At 62.6% G+C, this 16,905-nt stretch carries 16 protein-coding genes; 5 read left to right on the top strand and 11 right to left on the bottom strand.

The features are described from left to right. Positions 1-133: 133 nt before the first annotated feature. The 4 genes from BLS08_RS01755 to BLS08_RS01740 are packed head-to-tail and all read right to left on the bottom strand — an operon-like array spanning position 134 to position 6,226. The gene (locus tag BLS08_RS01755; protein ID WP_017676433.1) at positions 134-1,321 is read right to left on the bottom strand and encodes a hybrid sensor histidine kinase/response regulator; all 1,188 of its coding nucleotides are present in this window, start codon (positions 1,319-1,321) and stop codon (positions 134-136) included. Then, positions 1,315-1,926, bottom strand: a complete 612-nt coding sequence (locus tag BLS08_RS01750) for a chemotaxis protein CheB (protein ID WP_017676432.1) — start codon at positions 1,924-1,926, stop codon at positions 1,315-1,317. The genes BLS08_RS01755 and BLS08_RS01750 overlap by 7 nt, the downstream gene beginning before the upstream one ends. Next, a complete protein-coding gene (locus BLS08_RS01745; protein WP_017676431.1) occupies positions 1,923-2,732 on the bottom strand; it encodes a CheR family methyltransferase in 810 nt (269 codons plus the stop codon). The genes BLS08_RS01750 and BLS08_RS01745 overlap by 4 nt, the downstream gene beginning before the upstream one ends. Next, positions 2,732-6,226: a response regulator gene (locus BLS08_RS01740; RefSeq protein WP_026088516.1), complete on the bottom strand. Its 3,495-nt coding sequence runs from the start codon at positions 6,224-6,226 to the stop codon at positions 2,732-2,734. The genes BLS08_RS01745 and BLS08_RS01740 overlap by 1 nt, the downstream gene beginning before the upstream one ends. Before the next feature lie 131 nt (positions 6,227-6,357). Between BLS08_RS01740 and BLS08_RS01735 the strand changes: the two genes are divergently transcribed. From BLS08_RS01735 to BLS08_RS01725, 3 genes are all read left to right on the top strand, one after another. Continuing rightward, a complete protein-coding gene (locus tag BLS08_RS01735) occupies positions 6,358-6,750 on the top strand; it encodes a response regulator (RefSeq protein WP_017676429.1) in 393 nt (130 codons plus the stop codon). A gap of 50 nt (positions 6,751-6,800) precedes the next feature. Continuing rightward, positions 6,801-7,466, top strand: a complete 666-nt coding sequence (locus BLS08_RS01730) for a DUF3313 domain-containing protein (RefSeq protein WP_017676428.1) — start codon at positions 6,801-6,803, stop codon at positions 7,464-7,466. Between the two features lie 133 nt (positions 7,467-7,599). Further along, positions 7,600-8,004 carry a DUF1330 domain-containing protein gene (locus tag BLS08_RS01725; RefSeq protein ID WP_017676427.1) on the top strand — a complete coding sequence of 135 codons (405 nt, stop codon included), beginning with the start codon at positions 7,600-7,602 and terminating at the stop codon, positions 8,002-8,004. A gap of 3 nt (positions 8,005-8,007) precedes the next feature. Here BLS08_RS01725 and BLS08_RS01720 read toward each other — a convergent pair whose 3' ends face one another. Together BLS08_RS01720 and BLS08_RS01715 are read right to left on the bottom strand one after the other, a co-directional pair. Then, entirely contained in the window at positions 8,008-8,790 is a 783-nt protein-coding gene (locus tag BLS08_RS01720) for an N-acetylmuramoyl-L-alanine amidase (RefSeq protein WP_021487559.1), read from the bottom strand. Further along, complete coding sequence (locus tag BLS08_RS01715) at positions 8,787-9,377, bottom strand: MarC family protein (protein WP_017676425.1); 591 nt, start codon at positions 9,375-9,377, stop codon at positions 8,787-8,789. Before BLS08_RS01715 ends, BLS08_RS01720 begins: the two co-directional genes overlap by 4 nt. Positions 9,378-9,606: 229 nt before the next feature. Between BLS08_RS01715 and BLS08_RS01710 the strand changes: the two genes are divergently transcribed. Then, positions 9,607-11,130, top strand: coding sequence for a nucleobase:cation symporter-2 family protein (locus BLS08_RS01710; protein WP_017676424.1), 1,524 nt, complete (start codon positions 9,607-9,609; stop codon positions 11,128-11,130). 62 nt (positions 11,131-11,192) lie between these two features. Here BLS08_RS01710 and BLS08_RS01705 read toward each other — a convergent pair whose 3' ends face one another. The 5 genes from BLS08_RS01705 to BLS08_RS01685 form a co-directional block, all read right to left on the bottom strand. Beyond that, the gene (locus BLS08_RS01705; protein WP_017676423.1) at positions 11,193-13,052 is read right to left on the bottom strand and encodes a GGDEF domain-containing protein; all 1,860 of its coding nucleotides are present in this window, start codon (positions 13,050-13,052) and stop codon (positions 11,193-11,195) included. A 5-nt stretch (positions 13,053-13,057) separates the two neighbouring features. Continuing rightward, complete coding sequence (locus BLS08_RS01700; RefSeq protein ID WP_017676422.1) at positions 13,058-13,930, bottom strand: endonuclease/exonuclease/phosphatase family protein; 873 nt, start codon at positions 13,928-13,930, stop codon at positions 13,058-13,060. A gap of 19 nt (positions 13,931-13,949) precedes the next feature. Continuing rightward, on the bottom strand, positions 13,950-14,576 hold the full coding sequence (locus BLS08_RS01695; protein ID WP_017676421.1) for a thiol:disulfide interchange protein DsbA/DsbL: 627 nt from the start codon (positions 14,574-14,576) through the stop codon (positions 13,950-13,952). A 150-nt stretch (positions 14,577-14,726) separates the two neighbouring features. Beyond that, complete coding sequence (locus BLS08_RS01690; RefSeq protein ID WP_017676420.1) at positions 14,727-15,332, bottom strand: c-type cytochrome; 606 nt, start codon at positions 15,330-15,332, stop codon at positions 14,727-14,729. Between the two features lie 50 nt (positions 15,333-15,382). Then, positions 15,383-15,673 carry a c-type cytochrome gene (locus tag BLS08_RS01685; protein WP_017676419.1) on the bottom strand — a complete coding sequence of 97 codons (291 nt, stop codon included), beginning with the start codon at positions 15,671-15,673 and terminating at the stop codon, positions 15,383-15,385. Between the two features lie 243 nt (positions 15,674-15,916). Here BLS08_RS01685 and yihA point away from each other — a divergent pair, with 243 nt between their 5' ends. Continuing rightward, positions 15,917-16,564 (top strand): ribosome biogenesis GTP-binding protein YihA/YsxC, encoded by a 648-nt coding sequence (gene yihA / locus BLS08_RS01680; protein ID WP_017676418.1) that lies wholly within the window; start codon positions 15,917-15,919, stop codon positions 16,562-16,564. Positions 16,565-16,905 lie beyond the last annotated feature (341 nt).

The following is a 16,905-nucleotide window of genomic DNA, read 5'->3' as shown; positions in this document are numbered from 1 at the left end:
GATTCTGCAGCGCTCATGCCAACATCAATTTCTATAAAATATCCTTATAAATCAATTACTTAAAACAAAAATCGGCACCTTGCGCCATGCACTTTGCAAGATGCATGAATTACGACACGTGCAATTTGCACGATCAGCTGCGTAGTGGCAGCAGGATGCTGAAACAGGAGCCTTCGCCGAGGCGACTGCTGAGCTCGATGCGACCGTCATGGGCCTGGACGATCTGCTCGCTGATGAACAAGCCGAGCCCAAGCCCTTGCGCGACGCTGGTTCCGGAGACGCGCTCGAACTGCTCGAATACCCGCCGCTGATCGGCCTCGGAGATGCCCAGGCCCTGGTCACGCACCTCGGCGCGGGCCATATCGTCCACCACCCGCACACGCACCGACACAGGTTTACCATCACCGTAGCGCAGGGCGTTGGTCAGCAGGTTGGCCAACACCTGCTCGATGCGGAACTCGTCCATCATCACCGGCGCCGGACCCTCGACGTGCAACTCGATATGGCTGCCGGTATTGGTGAACTGCGCGGCTAGGCTCTCCACCACGTTGCCAGCCAGCACGCCGAGGTCGCCGGGTTCTGGACGTACGGACAGCTTGCCGGTGCGAATGCGCGAAACATCCAGCATGTCGTCGATCAGGCGGCTCAGGCTGCGGATCTGCCGCTCGTCGCGGCTGACCATCTCCTGCAGCTTTTCCGGGCTGAAGGCATCCATGCGCCCCTGCTCCAGGCGCAGCCGGCGCAGTTGCACGTCGAGGATCAGACCGTTGAGTGGCGTGCGCAGCTCGTGCGAGGCGATGGACATGAACACGTCGCGCATCTGCACCGCTTTCTGCAACTCGCCCTGAGTCTCGCGCAGCTCGGCGAGCAGTGCCTCCTGCTCACGACGCGCCGCCTCGACCACCTCCAGTTGCATGCTCAACGCCTTGCGATGGCGGTACAGCTCGACGAACATCGCCACCTTGCTGCGCACCTCGAAGGGCGACAGCGGCTTGTGCAGGAAGTCCACCGCACCGCTCTCGTAGCCGCGGAAGGCGTAGTCCATGTCGCGGCCGACCGCGCTGACGAAGATGATCGGGATATGCTTGGTCTTCTCCGTGCCGCGCATCAGCTCGGCCAGTTCGAAGCCGTTCATGCCCGGCATCTTGACGTCGAGAATGGCCAGGGCGAACTCATGCTCGAGCAGCAGCGACAGCGCCTCGTCGGCGCTGCTGGCCTGGAACACGGTGCGGTCCTCGCTCTGGATCAACGAACGCAGCGCCAGCAGGTTTTCCGGCAGGTCGTCGACGATCAATACCTTGGCTTCAATCTTCCTCAGCATGGCAGGGCATCCAGTTCGGCCAGCAGCAGGCGCATGGCATTGATAGACAGGAGAAAATCCGGTTTCAGCAGGGCCAGCGCGGCATTCGGCATGGTGGGCACCTGCGCGTCGGCAGGCTCCTGCACCAGCGTCAGGCCGCCCGCCTGTTTGATCGCCAGCAGACCGGCTGCGCCATCCTCGTTGGCGCCGGTGAGCAGCGCGGCAGCCAGCTGCTCGCCATAGGCGTCGGCAGCGGACTCGAAAAGAATATCGATCGATGGCCGGGAGAAATGCCGCGGCTCCTCACGACTGAGGGAGAAGCTACGATCGGTTTCGATGGACAGGTGGTAACCGGCGGGCGCCACGTAGACCACGCCGCCACTGAGGTACTCCTTGTCCTCGGCTTCCTTGGCAGGTAGCTTCAGGCGGCGCTGCAGCAGATCGGCCAGCAGACTGTCGCTGCGATCGGGCTGATGCAGCAGGCAGACCACCGGCAACCGGTAGTCCGGCGGCAGGTCTTCGAGCAGGCTCAACAGCGCCTCGACACCACCGGCCGAGGCGCCAATCAGCAGGGCCTGCAGCGGCGCACGCACCTGGCCGCGGAGGTTGATCCGTTGGCTGCTCATCGCTTGCGGAAAATCCGCTCGGGCCGCGACACCGCTTCGAACTGCCGGGCATAGGCAGAGAAATCCAGACTTTCCTTGCTGCCCAGACCGAGAAAACCGCGGTGGCAAAGGGAGTCGTGGAACAGGCCAAGTGCACGGTCCTGCAGGTCGCGGTTGAAATAGATCAGCACGTTGCGGCACGACACCAGATGGGTTTCGGCGAACACGCTGTCGGTGGCCAGGCTGTGATCGGCGAAGGTCACGTTGGCGCGCAACGACTTGTCGAACAGCACCCGATCGTAGGCCGCCGAGTAGTAGTCGGAGAACGCCCGCTTGCCGCCGGACAGCTGGTAGTTCTGGGTGTAAGTGCGCAGGTTGTCGAGGGCGAAGATGCCCTGCTCGGCCTTCTCCAGCGAGTGCGGATTGATGTCGGTGGCATAGATCATGGTGCGTTCCAGCAGGCCTTCCTCGTGCAGCAGAATAGCCAGGGAATACACCTCTTCGCCCGTGCTGCAGCCAGCCACCCAGACCTTCAGCGAGGGATAGGTGTGCAGCAGCGGCACCACCTGCTCGCGCAGGGCGAGGAAGTATTCGGGGTCGCGGAACATCTCGCTGACCGGGATGGTGAGGTACTGCAGCAGCTGCATGAACGCCTGCGGCTCGTGCAGGATACGCGCCTGCAACGCCGAGATGGTCGGGCAATCCAGCTGAGTCTGCGCCTGACGCACGCGGCGCTTGAGCGAGGCTTTCGAGTAGTCACGAAAGTCGTAGCTGTAGCGCAGGTAGATCGCCTCGATCAGCAGGCGCAGCTCGATTTCGTCAGGCATCACAGACGCTCCAGCTTGGGCATCCATACGCGGATCAGGGAGAACAGGCGATCCAGGTCGATGGGTTTGGCCAGGTAATCGTTGGCGCCAACCTCACGGCAGCGCTCCTGGTCATCCTTCATCGCCTTGGCCGTCACCGCAATGATCGGCAGGTTCTTCCAACGGTCTTCCAGACGAATCTGCCGGGTGGCTTCGTAGCCGTCCATCTCCGGCATCATCACGTCCATCAACACCAGGTCGATGTCTTCGCGCTCGCGCAACTTGTCCAGTGCTTCGAAACCGTTGCGCGCGACTTCGACCGTGGCGCCCTTCTGCTCCAGCGCGCTGGACAGAGCGAAGATGTTGCGCACGTCATCGTCGACCAGCAGCAGGCGCCGGCCCTCGAACAGCTTGTCGCGGCTGCGCGCGGTCTTGAGCATGCGCTGGTGCTCGCTGGACAGCTCGGCCTCGACCTTGTGCAGGAACAGGGTGACCTCATCCAGCAAACGTTCTGGCGAACGCGCGCCCTTGATGATGATCGAGCGCGAGTACTTGAGCAGCTCGGCTTCCTCGTCGCGGGTCAGGTTGCGCCCGGTGTAGACGATCACCGGCGGGAAGGAGCAGATGTCCTCCTCGGCCATGCGCCGCAGCAGCTCGTTGCCCTGCATGTCGGGCAGCTTGAGGTCGATGATCATGCAGTCGAACACCGTGTCGCGCAGCTTTTCCAGCGCATCGCCAGCCAGTGCGACGGCGGTGATCTCGATGTCTTCGTCGCTGATCAGGCGGGCAACGCTGTCGCGTTGCAGCGGGTCGTCCTCGACCAGCAGTACACGCTTGACCTGCTGATTGAGCTTGGCCTCGAGCCTGCCGAAGACTTCCTTGAGCTGATCGCGGCTGGTGGGCTTGAGCGCATAGCCAACCGCCCCCAGGTGCAGCGCGGCCTCGCTCTGATCCTCTACCGAGACCACATGCACCGGGATATGACGGGTCTGCGGGTCGTCCTTCAGCCGTTGCAGCACACCGAGGCCTGAGCCGTCGGGCAGGCGCATGTCGAGCAGGATGGCATCCGGGCGGTACTGCCGCGCCAGCTCCAGGCCTTCATCGGCGCAGGTAGCCACCAGGCAGGCGTAGCCCAGTTCGTGAGCCAGATCGAAGAGGATGCGGGCGAAGCGTACTTCGTCCTCGACCACCAGCACGCGACGGCCGCCACGCTCGTCGAGGTGCTCGCGGTCATCGGCGAAAGGCGCTGGCGCTCGCGGCATCGCCGGGGCGGCAGCGACAGCGGCGACCGGCAGTGGCGGCTCAGCCACCACCAGAGGCGCGGCAATCGGCTGGCTCGGGGCAGCGCCCTCGACCAAGCGCTCGGGCAGCAGCAGGGTGAAGGTACTGCCCTCGCCCGGCACGCTGCTGACCGTGATCGAGCCTCCGAGCAACCCGGCCAGGTCACGCGAGATGGACAGCCCCAGGCCGGTACCGCCATAACGGCGATTGGTGGTGCCATCGGCCTGGCGGAAGGCCTCGAAGATCGCCTGCTGCTGATCCGCAGCGATGCCAATGCCGGTATCGCGCACGGCGAAGGCCAGGTAATGGTCATCCTGCCGCGATACGCTGAGAGTCACGCCGCCGCGGTCAGTGAACTTGAAGGCGTTGGACAACAGGTTGCGCAGGATCTGCTCGGCGCGCTGGCGGTCGGTGAACAGCACCTGCGGCAGCTCGCCCTGCTGTTCGATCTCGAAACTCAGGCTGCGCTCGCCCGCCAGCGGTACGAACACATCCCGCAAGCCTTCGAGCAGGCTTGCCAGCGGCGTGCGCTCGGGGCGTATCTCGAGCTTGCCGGCCTCGACCTTGGCGATGTCGAGAATGTCGTTGATCAGGTTGAGCAGATCGTTGCCAGCCGAGTAGATCGACTCGGCGAACTTGACCTGTTCGTCGTTGAGGTTGCCGTTGCCGTTTTCCGCCAGCAGCTTGGCCAGAATCAGCGAGCTATTGAGCGGCGTGCGCAGCTCGTGGCTCATGTTGGCAAGGAACTCGGACTTGTAGCGGCTGGCGCGCTGCAGCTCCTCGGCACGCTCTTCCAGCTGCGCCTGGATGCGGCCGAGGGTGGTGTTGCGCTGGTCCAGCTCGTCGCGCTGGTCGGCCAGTGTCTGCGCCTGCTCGGAGAGCTTCTCGTTGGTCTGCTCCAGCTCGGCCTGCTGGGTTTCCAGGTGCGCCTGAGACTCCTTGAGCACGCGCGCCTGCTGCTCCAGCTCCTCGTTGGCGGCACGCAGCTCTTCCTGCTGGGTCTGCAGTTCCTCGTTGAGTTGCTGAGTCTGGCCGAGCACCTCTTGCAGACGCTGGCGATAGCGCGCTGCTTCAAGTGCCATCCCGACATTGCTGGCGATGGCCTCGAGGAACTCGCGCTCACGCGGCTCCAGTACACGCATGAAGGCCAATTCGACCACACCGTTGACGCGATCTTCGGACTGCAGCGGCACCAGGGCAACGCTCACTGGCTGGCCTTCGCCGAGACTCGAAGCGACCTTGATGTAATCCGCCGGCAGATCATCCAGACAGACCAGACGACGGCCACGAGCAGCCTGTCCGATCAGCCCCTCACCGCGGTAGAAATGCTCCTTGAGGCTGGCGTCCTCGCTGAAGCCATAGCCGGCAACGCGCGTGAGGTCGCCTGTCTGAGCATCGCGCAGATACAGGGCGGCCACCACGCAATTGAGATACTCGGCGAGAAACTCAAGGGAGCGATCGGCCAATTCCTGCACCTGCGGCTGGCCGAGTAGACGCTCGGCCAGCAGGGTCTGGCCGCCGCCCAGCCAGGCACGGCGACGCTGCTCATCGGCGTAATCGGACTGCTTGGCCATCGCCAGTGAATAGGTCTGCGAGAGATTCATCAGCTCACGGCGACCGAACAGCGCCAACAGGGCACTGAACAGGATGCTGATCACCAGATAGATGCCAGCCCCCCAGAGCGTGGTGCTGCTTACTTCGGTATTGCGCTGCCGCCGCAGCTCGCGTTCGCTGTTGATGAAGGTGTCGAGCTCACGGCGCATGCCATCGGTGAGGTTCTTGCCACGCCCGCGCCCAACTTCAGCCAGATAATTGCCACCGTCACGGCGGCTGCCTATGACCTCCTGGGCGAACAGATCCCACTGCTCCTGCAACGCCAGCAGGCGTTCGAGCCGCTGCACCTGTGGCGGGTTGTCGCCGACCATGCCGATGAGCTGCTCGGTCAGCGGACGATACTTGCCGCGCGCCTGCTCGTAGGGCGCGAGGTAGTCCTCGTCACCACTGAGCAGGAAGCCGCGCATGCCGGTTTCCAGGTCCAGCGTCAGCTTGTACACCTCGCTGGCTCTGTTGAGCACCTGGTCGGTGTGCTCGACCCAGCGGATCACATTGAGCAGGTAGCCGATCAACAGCGCGAAGAACAGCGCGCCGACCAGCCCCAGGCCGAGCGGCAGCCCGACGTTACGGTTGAGAATCCGGCGAAACCCTTTTTCGTCCATTGCGGACTCATTCGACATTGGGACGTCCATTCGATGATTGTCTCGCTTGTTCTTATCTGTCCGGGGAAGGCGTATGGCACACTGACCGCGCACCGACTCCGAAGTTTGCCAAACATTCGCGCATTCTGCGCGCTGAAACAGAGAGCCCCATGACCGAAATCGACTGCGCCAGTACCAAGACCATCCTGTTGGTCGAGGATGACGATGTCGTACGCCAACTCACCGCTGAAGTCCTCGGGGAGTTCGGCTATCGCGTCCTTGCCCTGCGCGACGGGCACAGCGCCCTGGAACGGCTGCGCAGCGAACAGCACTTCGATCTGCTGATGAGCGACATCGGTCTGCCCGGGATGGACGGACGCGAACTGGTGGAGGCCGCGCGCCAGTTGCGACCGACCCTGCCGGTGCTGTTCGCCAGCGGCTATTACGAACGCGAACTGCTCGAAGAGGTGCGCGCCCGCGACAGCGCGGCAGCCACCGAGAGCATCGTAAAACCCTATGACTTCAAGCTTCTTGCTCAACGATTGAGCGAACTGGCGGGCTGACGAAGCGGCATCTAGGCTGATTGCAGGTCCCTGGACAGGAGAGTCCGCCGATGCGTTACGCCAACCCGCTTTGCCTGGCTCTACTCACTGCGCTGCTGCTCAGCGGCTGCGCCAGCCAGACCACCAAACCCACACAGTTCTCCGGCTACCTCGCCGACTACTCCCAGCTTCAACCAGCCACTTCAGCCACTGGCGCACCGGTGCTGCGCTGGATTTCGCCGCAGTTCAGGAGCGAGCGCTACACGGCGGTGTATGTGGAGAAGCCGACCTTCTATCCAGAGCCAGTTCCCAGCGATCAGGTCAGCGCGCAAACGCTGGAAAGTGTCCGTGATTATCTGCATCAGGCGTTGATCCGTGAGTTGCAGGGGCGCATGACGGTGGTCAAAGAACCGACCATGGACAGCCTGGTACTGCGCAGCGCGATCACCGGCGTGACGGTTTCCACCGAAGGGCTCAAGGCCTATGAAGTGATTCCTGTCGCCCTGGTACTCGCTGCGGCAACCACAGCCGCAGGCACCCGTGACCGCGACAGCACCATCTTCATCGAGCTGGAGGGCCTCGATGCCCGCACCAGCGAACCGGTGCTGCGTGTAGTGCGCAAGGGGCACGGCCTGACGCTGGAGAACAGCAGCACGCAACTGACCCTGGAAGATCTCAAACCGGTGCTGGACGTCTGGGCGCGTGATGCGCGTGATTTCCAACCTGGCCCACGCTGATCGACCTGCCAGTACAGCAACCGTAGCGCAGCACCATGCTGAGCAGATGATCGGCTATCAGGCGGATCGATAGCACTTGCCGCACTCGGCTTCAGGCGTGAGGCTCAGGAAAAACGCCAGCCGAGGAACGTGCATGCCCAGCATCAACCCTGCCCGCGAGGATCTGCTGGCGTTCGCCGAGCGCATGCCCAGTGATACGCCGATCCTCATGCTCAATCTGCTGCGCTTCAACAGCCAAGCTGCGTATGGCGCAGACAGTCCCCACGCACCCTGCAGCGGGCGCGAAGCCTATGCGCGCTACAGCCGCACCGCGCTGAGCAAGGTCCGTGAAGTGGGTGGTGAGGTGCAGGTGATGGCAGACGTCCACCTGGCTTTGATCGCACCGAAGCAAGAGCAGTGGGATCTGCTTCTGCTGGTGCGCTATCCCTCGTCAGCAGCCTTTTTGAGCATGCTCGCGGACCCCGAATACCAGGCCGCCATCGTTCATCGCAGCGCAGCGCTGGCCGACTCTCGGCTGATCGGCACCACGCCTAGCTGAGCTCTATCCTGCCGCCTGCAGATTGAGCACCAGCAACCGCGCTGCAGTTTCGGCATCCGGCTGGCCGTCGTAGTTGGCCGGGCGATACTTCATCTGGAAGGCGGCGATGACATTGCGCGTCGCCTCATCCAGCTCACCGTGCTGCGGCACCGTGTAGCCATTTTGCGCCAACTGCTTCTGGAACCACTGCACGCTGGGCAGACTGGTGCTGAACAGCGCCTGTTGGCGCGCCACGGCGTCCTCGTTCGGCCAGGGCACCAGGCCCTCATCGGCCAGACGCTTCCAGGGGAACAGCGGGCCCGGATCGACCTTGCGCTGCGGCGCCACATCGCTGTGCGCGATGATCGAGCCCAGCGGTAGCTGGTGACGCTTGACGATGTCCTTGAGCAGCACGATCAGGGTGTCGATCTGCTGCGGCGCGAAAGGTTGCCAGTAGCGCCCCGCTGGCGTCTGGTAGTAGCCCTGATTGACCAGCTCGATGCCGATGGTCGAAGCGTTGAGCCAGGTGCGCCCCTGCCACTCGCTGACGCCGACGTGCCAGGCGCGACGGTTCTCGTCAACCAGGCGGTAGACGGTCGGCGGTGCATCACCGATCAGGTAGTGGCTGCTCACCTCGGTCTGCGTCAGCAGATCGAGCGAGCGTTGCAGGTCAGCAGAGGTGTAGTGCAACACGACGTATTGCACCCGGCTGTTCTGACCGGTCGCGGTGTGACTGTCATCGATACGTAGACCACCGGTGCAACCGGCAAGCAGAACAAGGACGAGGGCAAGGCAAAGAGACTTCATGCGTGACCGAATACGCTCTGCAGGTTGTCCAGCAGCATGTCGACGCTGAGCATGATCAACAGCATGCCCATCAATCGTTCTACCGCCATCAACCCGCGATTACCGAGAAAACGCTGCAGGAACGAAGCCTGCAACAGAATGAATGCCGTCGCCGCCCAGGCCAGGATGACCGCCAGGTAGAGCTCCCAGAGCGGCCCGGTGTGGGTGTTGCGCAGAGTCATCAGCACCGCAAGCGCTGAAGGTCCGGCGACCGCCGGCGTGGCCAACGGCACCAGCATCGGCTCGCCATCCGGCACGTCGCCGAGCAGGCCCTGCGGGCTGGGAAAGATCAGGCGCATGGCGATGACGAACAGGATGATACCGCCGGCAATCGCGGTTGCCTCGCGTGACAGCCCGAGGCTGGTGAGGAATTTGTCACCAAAGGTGAGGAACAGCAGCAACAGGCCAAGGGCGAACAGCAGTTCGCGCGCGGCGATCCACAACCGTCTGCGCGGCTCGACGTTCTTCAGCGCGGCAATGTAGATGGCGATATTGCCGAAAGGGTCGGTGACCAAAAAGATCAGCACGGCAATGCTGAAGATGTCCATGGGCGTCTCCGGTGGCTAGTGCGCATAGTCTAGGGCCTTAGGGGGTCGCCTCGCGAGTCGGGGCCACGGTCAGATTCGAGCATCTTCAGCGCGCGTGGAAATTTTATGACCATTAGCGCCGTAATGGTTCCAGGAAACAACACTCGAAAAAATGTATACAAAGTAGTAGCCAATGTGGCAACAAAATGTCTACATTGACCGCACAAGAACAACAGCGAGTAGCTTTCCCATGACCTCCACCACCCAGCGCCCCGAGGACGAGAACCTCGGCCTCGGCTCCAATCTGCTCTACGGCCTGCAGCACGTACTGACCATGTACGGCGGCATCGTCGCGGTACCCCTGATCGTCGGCCAGGCGGCCGGTCTGTCGCCTGCCGATATCGGTCTGCTGATCGCCGCCTCGCTTTTCGTCGGTGGCGCTGCCACTTTGCTGCAGACCATCGGCTTGCCGTTCTTCGGCTGTCAGTTACCGCTCGTGCAGGGCGTGTCGTTCGCCAGCGTCGCCACCATCGTGGCGATAGTCGGCGCCAATGGCGGTGAAGGCGGGCTGCCGGTGGTATTCGGCGCGGTGATAGGCGCAGCGGCGATCGGGCTGCTGATCACGCCGATCTTTTCCAAGATCACCAAGTTCTTCCCGCCGCTGGTGACCGGCATCGTCATCACCACCATCGGTTTGACGCTGATGCCTGTCGCCGCGCGCTGGGCCATGGGCGGCAACAGCAGTGCAGCTGACTTCGGCAGCATGGCCAACATCGGCCTGGCCGCCTTCACCCTGACCACCGTGCTGCTGCTGAGCAAGGTCGGCAGCGCCACCATCTCGCGCCTGTCGATCCTGCTGGCCATGGTGATCGGCACTCTGGTGGCGGTGGCATTCGGCATGGCCGATTTTTCCAAGGTCAGCGAAGGGCCGGTGCTGGCCTTTCCGGCACCGCTACATTTCGGCATGCCGGTGTTCGAGGTGGCAGCGATCATCTCGATGCTGATCGTGGTGATGGTGATCCTGGTGGAAACCTCGGCCGACATCCTCGCCGTCGGCGACATCATCGACACCAAGGTCGACTCCAGACGCCTCGGCAACGGTTTGCGCGCGGACATGATCGCCAGTGTCGTTGCGCCGCTATTCGGCTCCTTCACCCAGAGCGCCTTCGCCCAGAACGTCGGCCTGGTTGCCGTGACTGGCGTGAAGAGCCGCTACGTGGTCGCCACCGGCGGGCTGATTCTGGTCACCCTCGGCTTGCTGCCGATCATGGGCCGAGTGATCGCCGCAGTGCCGACCTCGGTGCTTGGTGGTGCCGGCATCGTGCTGTTCGGCACCGTTGCCGCCAGCGGCATCCGCACCCTGGCCAAGGTCGACTACCGCAACAACATGAACCTGGTGATCGTCGCTACTTCCATCGGCTTCGGCATGATCCCCATCGCCATGCCCAGCTTCTACCATCACTTCCCGGCCTGGTTCGAGACCATTTTCCACTCCGGCATCAGCTCGGCGGCGATCATGGCGATCCTGCTCAACCTGCTGTTCAACCATTTCACCGCCGGCAACTCGGATCAGCAGTCGGTATTCGTCGCAGGCACCGAGCGCAGCCTGCGCTACCGCGACATCGCCGCCCTGCACGATGGCGACCACTTCATCGGCGGCAAGCTGTACGACGCTCAGGGCAACGAGGTGCCGCTGCAGGAGGAGGACGATCACGCGCCACGGGCACGAACCGCTGGAGCAACCAGCAGGGACCCGGCCGAGGCAACATCCTAGAAGGAGTGAGTGGTTCGTACGGGAGCCGCGGCGCCTGCCGCTGCGGCTCGACGTAGACGGGATCAGGCAGCCTGTTCGACTCGGTTACGCCCCGCGCCCTTGGCGCGATATAGCGCCTGGTCGGCACGTTCGAAGGTGACCTCGGTCGCCTCGCCATTGCGAAACTCGGCGATACCGGCGGAGAAGGTGATGGTCACCGGCTCACCCTTGAAGTGGAACGGGCAGGCCTCGATTGCCGCGCGCAGGGTTTCCAGAAGCTGGACACCTCCCTCCAGCGGCGTTGCAGGAATCAGCAGAACGAACTCCTCGCCACCAAAACGGGCAATGAAGTCGGTCTTGCGCAAACGCTTGCTGAGCTCCCCGGCGATGATCTTCAGCACTCGATCACCTGCCAGGTGGCCGTAGCCGTCGTTGATCCGCTTGAAGTGATCGACGTCCAGCACCGCCAACAACAGCTGGCCGCCATAGCGTTGGCGACGAGCAACTTCCAGGTCGAGACGCTCGCTCCAGGCGGCACGGTTGGGCAACCCAGTCAGGGGGTCCAGCAAGGACTTCTGTCGCTGCTCCTCGATATGCTCGCGAAATTGCTGCGCTTCCTGCTCCATCTCGGCGACACGCTTGACCAGGCCCTGCAGCCGCTCGGCCACGTCGTCTTCACTGCTGTCGCGCTGACGCTGATGACTGCTGACACTTTGCAAGAGCCCTTCCAGGCGCTGTTCCAGAGCCTGCTTGAGCGATTCCAGATCGGCAGCTTCCTGCACGCTGTTCTGCAGATCGCTGACCTGATCCCGCAGTTGCTGGTTGAAACTGCGCGCATTCTCCACTGACGCGCTGTAGCCCTCGTGCGCCTCGCTGAGGGTTTCGATGAAGGCAGCCAGGCGCTCGTTGAGTTGCTTGAGATAGCCGGCAAACTCGCGCTGGCCGCTATCGGTGACGGCAAGCACCAGCACGGCCAGATCATCCAGCACCGGCACCAGCTCGTACCAGTTGAGATTGCCCTCGAGTCGCAGGCGCAGCGCGTCACCTTGCGGCAGATGGCGCGCCGGCAGCTCGAGCTCGTCGAGCAGGCCACGCAGACTGCTGGCGATATGCGGCGCCACCGCGCTGTATCCAGGTTCGCTGCTGGGCAATGAAAACGGGCTGTCGTCGGCACCCTCCTGCCGCACCAGCCCCGGCGGCAGAGGCAGGCTATCGAGCACGGGCGAAGCCTCGTGGGCCTGATGCTGGGCCGGCGCGCTAATCACTCTGGCAACACGGGGAGGCGACTCGTTCGCTACCGCGACGGTGGCAGGCGCGGATGCTGGCGTTGGCGTTGGCGCTGGCTCTGGTGCGGGCTCCTCGATAACGCTAGCGACCTCAGCAACACGGTCCGGCGCATCCTCATTGCTTTCGCTGGTCTCGCTGCGCGAGCCGAACAGGCGCTGAAGCAGGCCTGGTTGTTCCTGCGCCGGAGCCTGCAGAACGGTCAGCGCCTGGCCCTGCAGATTACTCAGCTGGCTGAGCAGCGCCGGCAGCAGGTACTGGTGTGCGGTGGCATCCTGCAACTGCTTGCCCAGTGATTTGAGTGCCTTGCGCACCTCGCGGGGCGGTTGCAGACGCTGTAATTGCTCGATCAAGCCAGCCAACGCAGTCGCAGCCTCTGCGGCACGCTGCTGACGGCGCTGCTCGGAATCCAGCACAGCCTTTTCCAGACGCGGGATAAGGCCGCCCAATGCAGCGTCCATATCGTCGCGGCGAAGAATTTCGCGCATTTCCTGCATGCATTGATCGACCGCCTTGTCCGCGCCCTCGGCGGCCAGGCTGCTGCGCACCAGCCCCCGGCGCAGCAGATCCAGGCGCAACTCCCAACCGCGGTCGAGCTTCTCCTGCTGTTCCAGGCTGCTCAGGTACTTTTCTTTCCAGCGTTGCGCGTCATCGCTCATACGGCTTACTCGGGAGATGGCGTCTTCAGCATAGGCATTTGCGCAGCATTCTGTGCTTCCGGCAGGCGGATTTCCACGGCCACGGGAAGGTGATCGGAAATCGGCTGACTGAGTACATCGACGCGCCCCAGCTCGAGCTCGGAACTGATCAGAATATGATCGAGGCAGCGCTGCGGTCGCCAGCTGGGGAAGGTCGCTTCGACCTGCGGCGCGATCAGGCCGAGGTCGCGCAACGGGGAGCTCTCCAGCAGGTCGACAGCATGGGTGTTCATGTCGCCCATCAGCACCAGGTGGCGAAACTCGCTGACACGCTCACGAATGTAGGCCAGTTGCCGCGTCCGGGTGCGAGCTCCCAGCGCCAGATGCATCATCACCACGCCCAGTGCATGCTCACCCTCGCCCAAACGCAGGAAGATCGCACCACGCCCAGGCGGGCCGGGGAGCGGATGGTCTTCCAGCAGAGAGGGACGCAAACGGCTGAGCACACCGTTGCTGTGCTGGGCGAAGCGCCCGAGATTGCGATTGAGCTGTTGGTACCAGAAGGGAAAGGCCCCCTGCTGGGCCAGGTACTCGACCTGATTGATGTAGCCCGAACGCAGGCTGCCACCATCGACCTCCTGCAAAGCCACCAGATCGAAGTCGGCGAGCAGATCACCGATGCGCTGCAGGTTGCCGGCACGCCCTGCATGGGGCAACAGATGCTGCCAGCTGCGGGTCAGGTAGTGATGATAACGCTGGGTATTGATGCCGACCTGGACGTTGAAACTGAGCAGACGCAACAGGCCGTCGGCTGGCCAGTCGCTCTCGGGCGAGCAGTGCGGGTTGATCTGTGGATCGCACAGACCAACCGCACGTGTCTTTCGCCAGCGGCGCAGCATGCTTCGCGCCTGCGGCCGCTTAAAGCGCCTCGCGCTCCTTGGCGATCAGGTGGTCAGCGACCTGCAGGGTCTGCTGTGGGCCACCGGCCGAGCCCAGGTCGAAGCGATACTTGCCACCGACAACCATCACCGGTACGCCAGTGATCTGGTAGGCCATGGCCAGTTTCTTGGCCTTTTCCATCTGGCCTTTGACGGCGAAGGAGTTGAAGGTCTTGAGGAAGGCATCACGATCAACGCCCTGGGTGGCGACAAAATCGGCAAACTCTTCGGCCGAAGCCAGCTTCTTCTTCTCCTGGTGGATGGCGTTGAACACGGCGTCATGCACCTTGTGCTCGACCTTCATGCTTTCCAGGGTGATGAACGCCTGACCATGCACGTTCCAGATGCCACCGAACAGCGCCGGCACGCGGACGAAGTTGACGTCTTCCGGCAGCTTCTCGACCCAGGGGTTGAGAGTCGCTTCGAACTGATAGCAGTGCGGGCAGCCGTACCAGAACAGCTCCACCACTTCGACCTTGCCAGGCTTGGACACCGGCACCGGGCTCTTCAGCTCGACGTACTGCTGGCCAGCCACCGGCTCGGCATGAGCAGTGATACCGAACAGACTGCTGAGGGCCAGAGCGGCGCCGAGAATCAGGTTACGCATGGGGTACTCCTTGGTAGTAGGCATCGCCTCGTGGCGAATCGCTAGTAAGACCGGACGACACGAGGCAGGTTCCGGCCATTGTAGCCGCGGCGCAAATGAAAAAGGGTGGCCGTAGCCACCCTTTGTCTTGCCAAAAGCAACGATGGTCCGTCAGTGCAGGCCCTGGATGAAGCTGGATACAGCTTCGATATCCTTGTTGCTCAGTTTGGCAGCGATGGCGCGCATGATCATCGCGTCGCCGTCGTTGGTGCGATTGCCTTCGCGGAAGTCGGTCAGCTGCTTGGCCACGTACTGAGCGTGCTGGCCGCCCAGGTGCGGGAAGCCGGCAGCGGCCAGGCCAGCGCCGTTGGGCGAATGGCAACCGATGCAGGACGGCATGCCCTCTTCCAGCTTGCCGCCACGGAACAGTGCTTCACCACGCTCGACCAACTTGGGATCGGCGGCACCAACGCTCATCTTCTGGCTGGAGAAGTAAGCGGCGATGTCAGCCATGTCCTGTTCGCTGAGGTTGTCCAGCATGCCGGTCATTTCGACCACCGGACGGGCACCGGACTTGATGTCGTGCAGCTGCTTGAGCAAGTAACGCTCGCCCTGACCGGCCAGCTTGGGGAAGTTTGGTGCAGGGCTGTTGCCATCGGCGCCATGACAGGCACCACAGACAGCGACTTTGCCCTGACCGGCTTCGGCATCGCCAGCAGCCTGTGCCACGCCAGTGAGGCCCAGGGTCAACAGCAGACTCACGAGTACTTTGTTCATCAGCTAATCCAATTACGGCTAAGAGAGAAAGGGTTATCGAGCGGGCTTACTCACTCGGTCATCAGCTTGATGACCGCCTGGTAATCCTCGGCCGAGCAGTCCATGCACAGGCCGCGCGGCGGCATGGCATTCAAACCATTGGTAACGCTCTGCACCAGTGTATCCATGCCCTTGGCCAGACGCGGCTCCCATGCGGCCTTGTCGCCCTTCTTGGGCGCCGTGGGAATCTGGCCGTTGTGGCATACACCACAGGAACGGTCATACACAGCTTGCGGATCCTGAGCAGCATAGCCGTTGAACGACAACATCATAACGGCAGCAGCAAGCAGCATTTTCTTCATCAGATCAACCTCATCAGGGTTGGGAACGTCCTGCTTTCTATCGAGCAGAGATTTAATCGCTCCCGGCAATTGGGTTCCTGCGGGTGGGACAAAGCGCACACAAAATCTGCGGCATTATATACTGGCAACACTGAAACGGAAACGACGCCCCCTGCCGCCCCCTCTGGGGCGCAGCAGGTGCGCGGAAATGTCGCAAGCCCTCGAACCACTGAACAGGAATCGAGGCATCCACCGGATACCCCCATGCTCCCGAAAAATCCCATCATCGGTCTGTGCCAGCAGGCCAGCTTCCTCATCAGCGCCGCCAAGGTCGATCAGTGCCCCGAGGACAGCGGCCTGGAGGTGGCCTTCGCCGGCCGCTCCAACGCTGGCAAGTCGAGCGCGCTCAATACCCTCACTCACGCCAGCCTGGCGCGCACCTCGAAAACACCGGGACGCACGCAGTTGCTCAATTTCTTCCGCCTGGACGACGAGCGTCGCCTGGTCGACCTGCCCGGCTACGGTTATGCCAAGGTACCGATCCCGCTCAAACAGCACTGGCAGAAACATCTGGAAGCGTATCTGGGCAGCCGCGAGAGTTTGAGCGGCCTGGTGTTGATGATGGATATCCGCCATCCGCTGACCGAGTTCGACTGCATGATGCTGGACTGGTCGGTAGCCAGTGGCATGCCGCTGCATATCCTGCTGACCAAGGCCGACAAACTGGCTTTCGGCGCAGCGAAGACCACCTTGCTCAAGGTGCGCCAGGAAATTCACAAGCAGTGGGGCGAGGCCATCAGCATCCAGCTGTTCTCGGCGCCTAAGCGCATGGGCGTGGAAGAGGCGCAGATGGTGCTGGCAGGTTGGCTGGATCTGTTGCCGGAAGAGGATGAGGAAAGCGCCGAGGAATAAGTCGTAGGGTGCGCTGTGCGCACCTGGATCGTAGGGAGTATTCGGTGCCCACTAAGGAACAGCAGGAGCGGGCCCCAACCTCTCCCGGAGGGAGAGGTTCATCAGAATGCGGCTAGCGGCACTTTTCTATAGGCAAAAAAAACCCCGAGCTTCGTATGGGGAGGGAGAAGTTCGGGGTTCAAGGTCTGAACCGCTAGGGCGGGGTTCAGATGTCTGCCAACACTTAACACAACAAAGGAGCATTGAAGGGCTTAACGGCCATTCATGAACTCTGACCGGGTGGGTTTGCAGAAAGTTCATCGCCGTCTTAAAAACCATTTGCAATAAGAAAGCGCCTTTTG

Source organism: Ectopseudomonas chengduensis, assembly GCF_900102635.1.
In the GTDB taxonomy this organism is placed as follows: Bacteria; Pseudomonadota; Gammaproteobacteria; order Pseudomonadales; family Pseudomonadaceae; genus Aquipseudomonas; species Aquipseudomonas chengduensis.
The sequence above is the reverse complement of the archived record's forward strand: the minus strand, read 5'-3'. Positions and strand labels throughout refer to the sequence as shown.

What these genes read in the sequence shown, in the direction of transcription:
- BLS08_RS01755 (WP_017676433.1), bottom strand. Translation starts at nt 1,321, where the DNA reads ATGCTGAGGAAGATTGAAGCCAAGGTATTGATCGTCGACGACCTGCCG.
- BLS08_RS01750 (WP_017676432.1), bottom strand. Translation starts at nt 1,926, where the DNA reads ATGAGCAGCCAACGGATCAACCTCCGCGGCCAGGTGCGTGCGCCGCTG.
- BLS08_RS01745 (WP_017676431.1), bottom strand. Translation starts at nt 2,732, where the DNA reads ATGCCTGACGAAATCGAGCTGCGCCTGCTGATCGAGGCGATCTACCTG.
- BLS08_RS01740 (WP_026088516.1), bottom strand. Translation starts at nt 6,226, where the DNA reads ATGTCGAATGAGTCCGCAATGGACGAAAAAGGGTTTCGCCGGATTCTC.
- BLS08_RS01735 (WP_017676429.1), top strand. Translation starts at nt 6,358, where the DNA reads ATGACCGAAATCGACTGCGCCAGTACCAAGACCATCCTGTTGGTCGAG.
- BLS08_RS01730 (WP_017676428.1), top strand. Translation starts at nt 6,801, where the DNA reads ATGCGTTACGCCAACCCGCTTTGCCTGGCTCTACTCACTGCGCTGCTG.
- BLS08_RS01725 (WP_017676427.1), top strand. Translation starts at nt 7,600, where the DNA reads ATGCCCAGCATCAACCCTGCCCGCGAGGATCTGCTGGCGTTCGCCGAG.
- BLS08_RS01720 (WP_021487559.1), bottom strand. Translation starts at nt 8,790, where the DNA reads ATGAAGTCTCTTTGCCTTGCCCTCGTCCTTGTTCTGCTTGCCGGTTGC.
- BLS08_RS01715 (WP_017676425.1), bottom strand. Translation starts at nt 9,377, where the DNA reads ATGGACATCTTCAGCATTGCCGTGCTGATCTTTTTGGTCACCGACCCT.
- BLS08_RS01710 (WP_017676424.1), top strand. Translation starts at nt 9,607, where the DNA reads ATGACCTCCACCACCCAGCGCCCCGAGGACGAGAACCTCGGCCTCGGC.
- BLS08_RS01705 (WP_017676423.1), bottom strand. Translation starts at nt 13,052, where the DNA reads ATGAGCGATGACGCGCAACGCTGGAAAGAAAAGTACCTGAGCAGCCTG.
- BLS08_RS01700 (WP_017676422.1), bottom strand. Translation starts at nt 13,930, where the DNA reads ATGCTGCGCCGCTGGCGAAAGACACGTGCGGTTGGTCTGTGCGATCCA.
- BLS08_RS01695 (WP_017676421.1), bottom strand. Translation starts at nt 14,576, where the DNA reads ATGCGTAACCTGATTCTCGGCGCCGCTCTGGCCCTCAGCAGTCTGTTC.
- BLS08_RS01690 (WP_017676420.1), bottom strand. Translation starts at nt 15,332, where the DNA reads ATGAACAAAGTACTCGTGAGTCTGCTGTTGACCCTGGGCCTCACTGGC.
- BLS08_RS01685 (WP_017676419.1), bottom strand. Translation starts at nt 15,673, where the DNA reads ATGAAGAAAATGCTGCTTGCTGCTGCCGTTATGATGTTGTCGTTCAAC.
- yihA (WP_017676418.1), top strand. Translation starts at nt 15,917, where the DNA reads ATGCTCCCGAAAAATCCCATCATCGGTCTGTGCCAGCAGGCCAGCTTC.